Below are 12,013 nucleotides of genomic sequence, written 5' to 3' on the forward strand. Positions count from 1 at the left end.
CGCCGCCCTCAGCCCAGCCCTCAGCCCAGCCCGGACACGGTCTCGCCGCCGGTCACGAGGTGGCCGCCCACCGTGTACATGCCCCACAGGTCGTGGTCGTCGGCGCGCGACTCCCACGCGATCGTGCCGTCCCGGAGGTCCGCGGCGACCAGGCGGAAGCCGGAGCGCATCTCGCCGGTCTCGGCGTCCATGACCGTGGCTGCGGGGATCGCCAGCAGCAGGCGCGTCCCGTCGGTCGCCCTGCCGGCGACGTACCCCTCGGTCGTCGGGTCGTCGGCCATCTGGTCGAGCGACCACCGCTCGACCCCGGTGTCGGCGTCGAGCCCGGTGATCGACGACTCGTCCGCGACGACCACCGTGTCCCCGACCCGCGCGAGGGGCACGCTGAGCGTCGTGATCGGGTGGGCCCACAGTGCCTCGTCGTCCTCGCCGACGGCGACGAGCGTCGCGGTGTCGCCGTCCGGTGTGGCGCGCAGGGCGAGCACGGGGCCGTCCGGTGCGGTGTCGAGCGCGGGCGTCACGACCCATCCGTCCACGGTCGAGCGGACCTCGGCGTCGGCGTCGAGGAGCGTGCTGGTGTCGCCGGACACGAGATAGCCGCCCCCCGCGATCGAGGAGATCGAGGCCGCGACGTCGTCACGCTCGATCTCGGCCCCGGTCGCGGTGAGGACGCGCGAGACGTTGCACGCGCTGACGACGGTGTAGGTGGGCATGGCCGTGACGTAGGCGTCGAGGGACAGCCTGGACCCGGCGGCGTCCTCGATGATGCCGCAGGCCGTGAGGTCGTGGGGGCTCAGCGCGACGGTGACCTCGGCGCGGACCTCGCCGGTGCGGGCGTCCTCGAGCCGCAGCGTCGGGTCGCGCCAGCCCGCGGCGCGCAGGCTGCGCAGTGCGGCCGCCGGGTCGTCCCCCTCGTGCCACTCGACGGAGGACGTGTCGCCGGTGCGGGTGTCGAGCAGGGCGACGGCTCCTCCGGCCGCCGGCCACGCCTGGCGGTGGACGGGGCGGGCCCCGGACCGGATGAGGTCGCTCCAGTCCAGCTCACGCTCGGCGACCACCGAGCCGTCGGCGTCGAGCACTGTCGCGGTGGACCCGGCGTCGCTGACGCAGACCACGGTCTCCGTGATCTCGGGCGCCTCGGGCGGAAACGCGGGGGAGGTCCCGCACCGGCCACCCCCGTCGAACACGTGCTCCCACACCGTCTCGCCGGTGCCGGCGTCCACCGCGGTGACGCCTCGCCCGTCACCGGCGACGAGCACCCCGTCCGGGAGCACGGCTTCCAGGTCCGAGCCCCCGGGCAGCGACCAGGTCGGGGCGACCGGCTCCGACAGGTCGTCGACGGCGCCGGGCAGGCCGCGGACGGCGTCGGCGCGCTGGCGCTGGTCGTGGGCGTCGAGCACGCCGGGGCCGACGGCGGCGGTGGTCGCGGCGAGCAGGACGACGGCGGTGGACGCGGCGATCGTGGCACGGCTGCGTCGGGACAGGCGCCGCCATCGTGTGACGGCGCGGTCGCGGAGCGCGGCGAGGCGGCGGGGCCGGTCGTCGTCGGGGTCGGGCATGCCAGGCAGGTCGTCGGGCTCGCGCTCGTCGTCGGGCACGAGCTCGAACGTGGTCATCGGCTCGGGGCGACGGAACCTCGGCGGCATGGCCGGAGGCTATCGGCCGAGACCATGGGCGGCCGCGCCGTCCGTGCCCAGCAGCACCGGGTGTCCCCCCGCGGCGACGATGCGCTGCGGCGACGCCTCGAGCTCGCGCGTCCACGCGACGGCACCGTCGCGAAGATCGACGGCGACCAGCCGGGTGGTGCCGTCCAAGGTCGTCGAGACGAGGAGGACCCGCGTCCCGTCGGTGACCGCGCCGAGGACGTACTCGCCGGGGCCCTCGGCGCCGCCGCGCATCACCTTCTCCCCGGCCCAGCGTTCCTCTCCCGTGGCGGCGTCGAGGCCGACGACGCGGCCACCGTCGACGAGGACCAGGGTCCCGCGCACGCGGGCCACGACCGAGGTCAGGGTCCGGACGTCGTGCGACCACACCACGTCGCCCTCGTCGGTCACGGACGTCAGCCGCCCGTCGACCTGCCCGGTCCGGTCCACGCCGATCGCGACGAGCGGGCCGTCGGGCTGGTCGTCCACGAGGGGCGACATCACCGCGCCGGGCACCGTCGCGACGAGGGCTCCGGACGTGTCGAAGATCCGGCTCTGCCGGCCGGGGACGGACACGCGCCCGTCGGGCAGCGACGCCGGCCAGCCCGCGAGGTCGTCGTCGACCGGGATCTCGGCTCCCGTGGAGGTGAGCGCGACGACGGCGTCGCAGACCTGGGTCGTCGTGAGGTCGCCGGCGAAGGTCCAGGGGTCGAGCTCCAGGATCATCTCGGAGTCCCCGCCGTCCTGGTAGCCGCAGGTCTGCAGGTCCACGTCGTCGAGGGCGATGGACGCCACGCCCCGCACATCCCCGGTGACGGCGTCCTCGAGCCGCAACGTCACGGCGTGCCATCCGGCGCGCTGCACCGCCCGGAGCCGCTCGGCCTCGTCGGCCTCGACCGGGACGGAGACCGACAGGCTGGACGTCGTAGCGACGACGGCGACGGCTCCGTCGCCGGCCGGCAGGACCTCCCGCCCCTGGACCGTGCGCGTGCCGAGCACCTCCCCGGACGGGTCGAGCGCCGTGACCTGCGGACCGCCCGCTGCCGCGCCGACGCAGACGAGCACGTCGGGGGCCACGGCCGGTCGCACCGCGCCCATGGTCACGGCGGCCCCGCACCGCGGGGCCTGGCCCACCGGGCGGCGCCACCGCTCCCGGCCCGTCGTGGGGTCGGCGGCGACGGCGTCCTCGCCGTCGGTCACGACGACGGTCCCGTCCGCGAGGACGGTCCCTGTGGTGCCGCCGCTCCCGAGGTCCCAGGTCTCCGCCAGGGGCTGGGACAGGTCGTCGACGGCGCCGGGCAGGCCGCGGACGGCGGCGGCGCGCTGGCGCTGGTCGTGGGCGTCGAGCACGCCGGGACCGACGGCGGCGGTGGCGGCGGCGAGGACGACGACGGCGGTGGACGCGGCGATCGTGGCACGGCTGCGGCGGGACAGGCGGCGCCAGCGGTCGGCGACGCGGTCGCGCAGCGCGGCGAGGCGGCCGGGTCGGTCGTCGTCGGGGTCGGGCATGCCGGGCAGGTCGTCGGGCTCGCGCTCGTCGTCGGGCACGAGCTCGAACGTGGTCATCGGCTCGGGGCGACGGAACCTCGGCGGCATGGAGGGAGGGTATCGAGCCTGCTCAGCCGAGGCCGCGGGCGCCCGTCCCGGTGCCCGAGATCATCACCACGTGCCCGTCGACGGCGACGAGCGTGCCCAGGTTCCCCCGGAGGTCCGCCTGCCAGACGGTGCGGCCGTCGCGGGCGTCGAGGGCCAGCAGCCGCGGGTCGGAGCCGGTCTCGTCGGAGATCGCGAGCAGCACGCGGGTGCCGTCGGTGACGACGCCGTCGACCTGCTCGCCCACACCCTGGTCGTCGCGCTCGAGGGTGTCGTCGAGCGACCAGCGCTCGGCTCCGGTCGCGGCGTCGACGGCGAAGACCCGGGCGTCGTCCGTGACCACGACCGTGCCGGCCACCCGTGCCGCCACCGACGGGAAGCCCTCGGTCGGCACCGACCACAGCGCGCTGCCGTCGCGGCCGGACGCCGTGAGGCGGAGGCCGCTGCCGCCGTCCCGCGTGGCGGCCCCGCTGTCGACACCGAGGCCGGCCTCGTCCTGCGCAGGGCCCTCCAGCGAGAGGAACGCGCCGTCGGGGTCGGTGTCGACCGGCGGCGGGAGGGGCCAGCCGGGCACCGTGGCTACCTCGTCCCCGGCGGCGTCGTAGTAGGTGCTGCTGCTCTCGCCGGGAACCACGGTGCCCCCGCCGGGCAGGGTCTCGGGAGCGCCTCCGGCCGTGGCGAGGTCGCGCACCGCGCCGTCGGCGGCGACGCTGACGCCCCCGCCGCAGACGTAGAGGTTGGTCCAGGTGGCCGACGTGTCGACCCACGGCACGGCTTCCACGGTGACCTTGCCGTCGTGCTCCTCGTAGCGCTCGCAGCCTTCGAGCTGGTCGTTCCGCAGCCGCACCGTGGCCTCGGCGACGGTCTCGCCGGTGAGCGCGTCCTCGAGCCGCAGGGTGGGGTCGGTCCACCCCGCGCCGCGCAGGGCGCGCACGAGGGCGTCCGGGGAGTCGTCGTCGGGCTTCGGCACCGTGACGGCGGTCAGGGGGGCGACGACGGCGATCGTCCCGTCCGCCGCCGGCCACGCCTGCGGCTCGGTGGAGGCGACCCCGACGAGAGGGTCTCCCACGCCGTCCAGGTCCCGCGTGCCGACGACGGTGCCCGCGGCGTCGAGCACGGTGACGACGCGGCTGCGGTCGGGGCCGCCGAAGCACACGACGCGCTCCGCCGGGAGTGCGCCGCGCGGCCCGAACGTCTGTCCGGGCGCGCAGGTCGGGTTCTCCCCGACGTCCTGCTGCCAGATCTCCGTGCCGGTGCCGGAGTCGATCCCGGTGAGGACCGTGCCCTCGGAGGTGAGCAGCACGCCGTCGGCGAGGACGGCGACACCCCCCTCCCCGGCCGCCACCTTCCACGTCTCGGCGAGCGGCTCGGTCAGGTCGGTGACGACGCCGGGCAGGCCCCGCGCGGCGTCGGCGCGCAGGCGCTCGGCGCGGGCCTCGAGCATCCCGGGGACCACGGCGGCGGCGGCCACGGCGACCACGACGACGGCGGCCGACCCCGCGACCAGGACGCGCCCACGGCGGGAGAGCCCGCGCCAGCGCTCGGCGGCGCGGTGGCGCAGCGGGGCCGCGTCGGGGGCGTCGTCACCCGCCGGGCCGGGGCGGCCGTCGTCCTCCCGCTCGTCGTCCGGCACGAGCTCGAACGTCGACATCGGCTCGTGGCGACGGAACCTGGGCGGCATGTCCGGAGGCTACCGGCGACGGGCGCAGGCAGCCCCCGCAGGGTCGGCCGTCAGAAGGCGTACGGGAAGCGCGACCAGTCGGGGTCGCGCTTCTCGAGGAAGGCGTCGCGGCCCTCGACGGCCTCGTCCGTGAGGTAGGCCAGGCGGGTGGCCTCGCCGGCGAACACCTGCTGGCCCATGAGGCCGTCGTCGGCGAGGTTGAACGCGAACTTCAGCATCCGCACGGCCTGCGGGGACTTGCCCGCGATGGTCCGCGCGTACTCGATCGCGAGGTCCTCGAGGTCGGCGTGCTCGGCCACCTCGTTGACGCCGCCCCAGCGCTCGGCGTCGTCCGCGGAGTACTCGCGGGCGAGGAAGAAGATCTCCCGTGCCCGCTTCTGGCCCACCTGGCGCGCGAGGTACGCCGAGCCGTAGCCGCCGTCGAACGAGCCGACGTCCGCGTCGGTCTGCTTGAACCGCGCGTGCTCCCGGCAGGCGATCGAGAGGTCCGCCACGACGTGCAGGGAGTGCCCACCGCCCGCGGCCCAGCCGTCCACGACGGCGACGACCACCTTGGGCATGGTGCGGATGAGGCGCTGCACCTCCAGGATGTGCAGCCGACCGGCGCGGGCGGGGTCGACGGCGTCCGCGCCGTGCTGCGCGCCGCCGCCGTCCTCGGCCGTCGTGTACTGGTAGCCGGACCGGCCGCGGATGCGCTGGTCGCCGCCGGAGCAGAACGCCCAGCCGCCGTCCTTCGGCGACGGCCCGTTGCCCGTGAGCAGCACGGTGCCGACGTCGGACGTCATGCGGGCATGGTCGAGGACGCGGTACAGCTCGTCGACGGTGTGCGGGCGGAAGGCGTTGCGCACCTCGGGCCGGTCGAAGGCGACGCGCACCACCGGCAGGTCGCGCACGACGGCACCGTCCGCGTCGCGCTCCACCCCGCGGTGGTACGTGAGGTCGGTGAGCCCCTCGAACCCGGCGACCTCGCGCCAGCGGGCGGGGTCGAAGGTCTGGGACACGGGCCGGGGGAGTGGTGCGCTGCTCACGGCGTCACCCTAGCCTCGGGCCGGCGACGGCGGCGGGGTCAGGGCGCCGCCGGCTCGCCGGACGCGTGGCGGCGGTCGTACTCGGCGTGATGCCGCTCGATCTCGGGGTTGTGCTCGACGGCCCACTCGGCGAGCGTGACGGCGGGACCGATCAGGGTGCGGCCCGTGGCGGTGAGGTCGTACTCGACACGCGGCGGCACCTCGGCGTGCACGGTGCGCCGCACGAGCCCGTCGCGTTCGAGCCCGCGCAGCGTGCGCGTGAGCATGCGCTGGGAGATTCCGGAGACGCTTCGCTGGAGCTCGGTGAAGCGGAGCGAGCCGCCGTCGAGGGTGGCGATGACGAGCAGGCTCCACTTGTCCGCCACGCGGTCGAGCACCGCGCGGATGGTCCGGCCGCCGTCCCCCCGGATCAGGCAGGCCTTCTCGTACGACGACATGTGGACCTCCCTGGCCGTCACGCACACGGGTGTGCCTTTTGTGAGCTCTGCCCCACGGACTCATCATGGGGCCACTTACCAAGCGTAACCAAGGAGCTCGTCATGGCCGTCGCCTACTGGGTCGTCGTCGCACTGCTCGCCGTCGTCTACCTCTATTCCGGGGGGGAAGAAGGTCGCGCAGAGCCGCGACCGGCTGCGCCCGATGATGGCGTGGGTCGACGACCTGCCGCTGGGCCTGACCCGGACGATCGGTGCGCTCGAGCTGCTGGGCGTGGTCGGCCTCGTCGTGCCGCCCTTGACGGGCGTGGCGCCATGGCTCGCGCTCGTCGCCGCCGTCGGCCTCGTCGCGCTGCAGGTCGGGGCCACCACGCTGCACCTCGCGCGTCGGGAGGCCGGGGCGATCTGGCTCAACGTCGGCCTGCTCGTGCTGGGCGGGCTCGCGGCCTGGCTGGCGACGGTCTGGCTCTGACGGTCGCGACGAACGGGGTCGCGGCGCGCCCGACGTCATCCTGGTCCTGGGTGCTCCCGGGGCGCACCCTGGAGGCATGAGCACGCGGGAACCCGACGACGACGTGGTCGACCCGGAGGACGTGGCGCACGAGATCTTCGTGTACGACGCCGAGACGGTCCGCCGCGACGCGCAGCGCATCGGTGGACGCCCCGCTCCCAGCCCGCTGTCGTTCGAGCCGGGTCTGACGGAGTTCACCGACTGACCGGGGCGTCCCCGCGGACGGGGCCACCCGGCGTCCCGGCGCGCGCGCCGCGTAACCTGAACGCGTGCAGCTCCTCCGTGAACTGGTGTACCGCACCCCGCTGACCACCCGGTTCCGGGGCCTCGACGTCCGCGACGGCCTGCTGCTGCGGGGCGACGCCGGCTGGGGCGAGCTGTCCCCCTTCTGGGACTACGACGACGCGGAGTCCGCGACGTGGCTGCGCGCCGCGCGCGAGGCCGCCGACGTCGGCTTCCCCGCCCCCGTGCGCGACCGGGTTCCCGTCAACGTCACCGTGCCCGCCGTCGGCCCCGAGCGGGCCCGCGAGATCGTGCTCGCGTCCGGCGGCTGCCGCACCGCCAAGGTGAAGGTCGCCCAGCGGGGCCCCGTCGCGGGCGGGCGGCCCGGGCCCCTCGAGCCGCTCGCCGAGGAGGAGGCGCGCGTCGCCGCGGTCCGCGCCGCGCTCGACGAGCTGCACGGCCCGGGCGTCGGCGCGGTCCGGGTGGACGCGAACGGGGGCTGGTCCACCGCCGAGGCGCTGGCCCGCATCCCCGTGCTCGACGCCGCCGCCGGCGGCCTGGAGTACGTGGAGCAGCCGTGTGCCACCGTCCCCGACCTGGCGGCCGTGCGCCGCGGCCTGCGCTCGCCCGTCCCGGTCGCCGCGGACGAGTCGATCCGCCGCGCCGCCGACCCCTTGCGCGTGGTGCGCGAGGACGCCGCGGACGTCGTCGTGCTCAAGGTCCAGCCGCTCGGCGGCGTGCGCGCCTGCCTCGACCTCGCCGAGCAGGTGGGCCTCCCCGTCGTGGTGTCGTCGGCGCTGGAGTCGTCCGTGGGCCTCGCGGCCGGGGTGGCGCTCGCGGCCGCGCTGCCCGACCTGCCGTACGCGTGCGGCCTGGCGACCTCGCAGCTGCTGGTGCACGACGTCGTGGCCGAGCCCCTGCTCCCTGTCGACGGCGCCCTGCCGGTCCGGCGACCCGCGCCCGACGCCGACGCGTTCGCGGCCGCCGAGGCCGACCCCGGGACCCGCGACCGCTGGCTCGCCCGCTACGGGCGCCTCGCCGCGCTCCTCGAGGAGGCCGCATGAGCGCCGCCCTGCCGCCGTCGGTCGTCGCCGCGCGGGCCGTGGTCGCCGACCTCGTGCAGCAGGGCGTGCACGACGTCGTCCTGGCGCCGGGCTCGCGGTCCGCGCCGCTCGCGTACGCCCTGGCCGAGGCGGCCGAGCGGGGGTGGCTCACGCTGCACGTGCGCGTCGACGAGCGGTCCGCCGGGTTCCTGGCGCTCGGCCTCGCGCGGGGCAGCGAGCCCCTGCTGCGGCACGCCGGCGGAACGCCGGTCGAGGTGACGCGCCCGGTGGCCGTCGTGACGACGTCCGGGACCGCGGTGGCCAACCTCCACCCGGCGGTCCTGGAGGCGCACCACACGGGCGTGCCGCTGGTGCTGCTCACCGCCGACCGGCCCCACGAGCTCCGCGGCACCGGCGCCTCGCAGACCACCGACCAGGTGGGGATCTTCGGCACCGCCGTCCGGTACGCCGTCGACGTGCCCGCCCCGGACGGACGCGACGGCGAGGTGCGCGACCTGCTCGGCACGCTCGGTCGCGCGCTCGTCGCGGCCCAGGGGCTGCGCGACCGCCACCCCGGCCCCGTCCAGGTCAACCTCGCGTTCCGCGACCCGCTGCACCCGCCCGCCCCGCTGTCCCCGCTCCCGCCCGAGGAGACGTGGCCCGAGGGCTTCCGCCGCACGACCGTCGTCCCGCCCGCCCCTGGACCGGGGAGCGACCCGGCCCTGCAGGGCGACCCCGCCCGCACGCTCGTCGTGGCGGGAGACGGCGCCGGGCCGGACGCGCGCGCCGTCGCGGAGGCGCAGGGCTGGCCGCTCCTCGCCGAACCGTCCTCCGGGGCGTGCGGAGGCCCGAACGCCGTCGCCGCGTACCGCTCGGTGCTGGGGGTCGCTGAGCTGGTCCAGGACGTGCAGCACGTGGTCGTCTTCGGCCGCCCCACGCTGTCGCGGCCCGTGCAGCGGCTGCTGGGGCGGCCGGGCGTCGTGGTCACAGTCGTGGCGCCCGACGGCGGACCGTGGCCGGACGCCGCCCGGAACGCGGAGGCCGTCGTGCCCCGGCTCGCCGACCGATGGTCGTCGCCCGCGACGAGGTCCGGGAGCGACGACGGCTTCCTCGCGCGCTGGCAGGCCGCCGGTCGGGCGGCGGCCGACGTCGTGGCCGCGGCGACGAGCGACGACGCCCTGGCGGCCGGGCTCCACGAGTCGCGGCACGCGGCGCTCGCCGTCGCGCGGGCGGTGGCCTCCGTCCTCGGCCCGGACGACGTCCTGGTCGTGGGGTCCTCCAACCCGGTCCGCGACCTCGACCTCGTCCTCGGGCTCGACCACCCGCAGGCGGGCGACCTGCCGGACGTGCTCGCCAACCGCGGCCTGGCCGGCATCGACGGCACAGTCTCGACCGCGACCGGCGTCGCGCACGCGGTCGCCCGCCAGGGCCGCCGCACGCGGGCGCTGGTCGGCGACCTCACGTTCCTGCACGACGTCGGCGGGCTGCTGCGCGGTCCGCACGAGCCGCCCGTCGACCTCGAGATCGTGGTGGTCAACGACGACGGCGGGTCGATCTTCGCCACCCTCGAGCACGGCGAGCTGGCGGCGTCGGACGACGGCGCGGCCACGTTCGAGCGGGTCTTCGGCACGCCGCACGGCGCGAGCCTCGGGCCGCTGTGCGCGGGGTACGGGGTCGACCACCAGCTGGTGCTGGACGTCGGGTCGCTGCGGCACGCGCTGCAGGCGCCGACCCGCGGCGTCCAGGTCATCGAGGTGCGGGTGCCGCGCGCCGACCGCCTCGCGGAGTCCAGGGACCTGGCCGCGAAGGTCGCGGCCGCGGTCCGTGCGACTCTCTGACCTGCGACGACATGATTCGCAGGAACTTCTCAGGTTGATTCAAGGACCACATCAGGATGGGCTGGTGTCCTAGGGGCACACATCGAGGAGGGCATCATGAGCACCGACAACCCGGGCGCACCGCAGCCGTCGGGCGCCGACGAGCCGAACCGCAGCGCGAACCAGCCCGCCGAGCACCCGGCCGAGCAGCCGGGCGCCGCGGAGCAGGCCGCCCCGCAGCCGGCCTCGCAGGACACCCAGCACCTCGCCGTGCAGCCGACCCAACAGCTGCCGACGACCCCGGCGCAGCAGCCGACGCCGCCGCAGCCCACGCAGCAGCAGCCCGCGCAGCAGGCCGCGGCGCACCAGCAGCCCGCGGCGCCGCAGCCGCGCTACGGGCAGATGGCCGGCGGATCGCCGTACTACGCGCAGCAGCAGCACCAGCAGCAGCCGTACGGTCAGCAGCAGCCTTACGGGCAGCAGGGCCAGCACGGCCAGCACGGCCAGCAGCACGGCCAGCAGCCCGGCCAGCCCTACGGCCGGCCCGGTGACCCGTACGCGACCTCGCAGCACCCGTCCCAGGGCGGGCCTCAGGGCGGCGCGACCGCGCAGCGCCAGCGCCCGGTGTGGGTGCCGGTGACGGTCGCCGCGGTCGCGGCCGCCATCCTGGCGAGCCTCGGCACCGCCGCCGCGACCGGCGCGTTCGACGCGGGCAACCCGTCGTCGCTGGCCAGCGTCGGCTCGTCGTCGAACCAGTCGGCCGACGAGGCACCGGTCAAGAACTCGACGTCGACCAACCCGAACTGGGAGGCCGTCACGACGGCCGTCGCCCCGTCCGTGGTGGCGATCCAGGTGCAGAGCCAGGCCGGCGGCGCCGAGGGATCGGGCGTGGTGTACGACGACAAGGGCCACATCCTCACCAACAACCACGTCGTGTCCGGCGCCCAGAACGACACGGTGCAGGTCACCCTGTCCGACGGTCGCCTGTTCGAGGCGACCATCGTGGGCACCGACCCCACCACCGACCTGGCCGTCGTCCAGCTGAAGAACCCGCCGGACGACCTGAAGCCGGCGTCGTTCGGCTCGAACGACGAGGTCAAGGTGGGCGACGCCGTGCTGGCCGTCGGCAACCCGCTGGGGCTGGCGAACACCGCCACGACGGGCATCGTGTCGGCGCTCGACCGGCCGGTGTCGGCCTCCGGCGAGGACGGCAGCACGCAGGTCGTCACCAACGCGATCCAGATCGACGCCGCGATCAACCCGGGCAACTCCGGCGGCCCGCTGTTCAACGCCCAGGGCCAGGTCATCGGCATCACGTCGTCGATCGCCACCCTGTCGGGCGGCTCGAGCAGCAGCCAGTCGGGCTCGATCGGCCTCGGGTTCGCCATCCCGGTGGACCTCGCGACCAACATCGCGGACCAGCTGATCAAGGACGGCACGGCGCAGCACGCCTTCCTGGGCGTGACGATGCAGGACGCGACGGCCACGGCCGACGGCGTCACGCGCCGCGGCGCCGAGGTGATCGACGTGTCCTCCGGGTCGCCGGCGGCCGACGCCGGCCTCAAGCAGGGCGACGTCATCGTCGCGATCGACGACAACGCCGTGAACGGCGCAGAGTCGCTCACCGCGTACGTGCGGGAGAAGGCGGCCGACCAGAAGGTGACGCTGACCTACGTCCGCGACGGCAAGACGCAGACCGTCGACGTCACGCTGGCGGTCAAGGACGAGTCGTCGACCACCGGCCAGGGCGGCCAGGACCAGAACGGCCAGAACGGCCAGGACGGTCAGGGCGGCCAGAACGGTCAGGACGGCCAGGGTCAGGGACAGGACGGCCTGGACCAGGGCGGCCAGAGCCAGGGCGACGGCTCCGGATCGACCGACCCGGGCAGCCTGCCGAGCTGGCTGCAGGATCTCCTCCAGGGCGGCAACGGCAGCTGACCGGACCACAGACAGCCCCGCGGGCCCGCGACCACCTCCCCCTCCCCGTCGCGGCCCGCGGGGCTTTGCCGTGCCCGGCCGCGTCGACGTCGCGGCCGGCGGG

Annotated in this window: 10 protein-coding genes; 5 read left to right on the forward strand and 5 right to left on the reverse strand. The window is 76.0% G+C overall.

All coding sequences use genetic code 11. The features are described from left to right. Positions 1-20: 20 nt before the first annotated feature. From ACFU9A_RS06750 to ACFU9A_RS06770, 5 genes are read right to left on the reverse strand one after another with little or no spacing between them, the layout of a single operon-like run. Positions 21-1,646 carry a PQQ-binding-like beta-propeller repeat protein gene (locus ACFU9A_RS06750; RefSeq protein ID WP_430574488.1) on the reverse strand — a complete coding sequence of 542 codons (1,626 nt, stop codon included), beginning with the start codon at positions 1,644-1,646 and terminating at the stop codon, positions 21-23. A 9-nt stretch (positions 1,647-1,655) separates the two neighbouring features. Further along, a complete protein-coding gene (locus ACFU9A_RS06755) occupies positions 1,656-3,239 on the reverse strand; it encodes a PQQ-binding-like beta-propeller repeat protein (protein ID WP_430574489.1) in 1,584 nt (527 codons plus the stop codon). 22 nt (positions 3,240-3,261) lie between these two features. Then, positions 3,262-4,917, reverse strand: coding sequence for a PQQ-binding-like beta-propeller repeat protein (locus ACFU9A_RS06760; RefSeq protein WP_430574490.1), 1,656 nt, complete (start codon positions 4,915-4,917; stop codon positions 3,262-3,264). Between the two features lie 50 nt (positions 4,918-4,967). Further along, positions 4,968-5,945, reverse strand: a complete 978-nt coding sequence (locus ACFU9A_RS06765; RefSeq protein ID WP_430574491.1) for a 1,4-dihydroxy-2-naphthoyl-CoA synthase — start codon at positions 5,943-5,945, stop codon at positions 4,968-4,970. 38 nt (positions 5,946-5,983) lie between these two features. Next, a complete protein-coding gene (locus tag ACFU9A_RS06770; protein WP_430574492.1) occupies positions 5,984-6,382 on the reverse strand; it encodes a winged helix-turn-helix transcriptional regulator in 399 nt (132 codons plus the stop codon). A gap of 202 nt (positions 6,383-6,584) precedes the next feature. Here ACFU9A_RS06770 and ACFU9A_RS06775 point away from each other — a divergent pair, with 202 nt between their 5' ends. The 5 genes from ACFU9A_RS06775 to ACFU9A_RS06795 all read left to right on the forward strand — a co-directional run bounded on the left by ACFU9A_RS06775 (position 6,585) and on the right by ACFU9A_RS06795 (position 11,910). Beyond that, positions 6,585-6,851, forward strand: coding sequence for a DoxX family protein (locus ACFU9A_RS06775; protein ID WP_430574493.1), 267 nt, complete (start codon positions 6,585-6,587; stop codon positions 6,849-6,851). A 76-nt stretch (positions 6,852-6,927) separates the two neighbouring features. Next, a complete protein-coding gene (locus ACFU9A_RS06780) occupies positions 6,928-7,095 on the forward strand; it encodes a hypothetical protein (RefSeq protein WP_430574494.1) in 168 nt (55 codons plus the stop codon). A gap of 64 nt (positions 7,096-7,159) precedes the next feature. Next, a complete protein-coding gene (locus ACFU9A_RS06785) occupies positions 7,160-8,176 on the forward strand; it encodes an o-succinylbenzoate synthase (protein ID WP_430574495.1) in 1,017 nt (338 codons plus the stop codon). After that, positions 8,173-9,993: a 2-succinyl-5-enolpyruvyl-6-hydroxy-3-cyclohexene-1-carboxylic-acid synthase gene (gene menD, locus ACFU9A_RS06790; RefSeq protein WP_430574496.1), complete on the forward strand. Its 1,821-nt coding sequence runs from the start codon at positions 8,173-8,175 to the stop codon at positions 9,991-9,993. The genes ACFU9A_RS06785 and menD overlap by 4 nt, the downstream gene beginning before the upstream one ends. Positions 9,994-10,089: 96 nt before the next feature. Next, complete coding sequence (locus ACFU9A_RS06795) at positions 10,090-11,910, forward strand: S1C family serine protease (protein ID WP_430574497.1); 1,821 nt, start codon at positions 10,090-10,092, stop codon at positions 11,908-11,910. The last annotated feature ends 103 nt before the right edge of the window (positions 11,911-12,013 follow it).

Origin of the sequence: Isoptericola sp. NPDC057653 (genome assembly GCF_042799955.1) — a bacterium.
In the GTDB taxonomy this organism is placed as follows: domain Bacteria; phylum Actinomycetota; class Actinomycetes; order Actinomycetales; family Cellulomonadaceae; genus Isoptericola.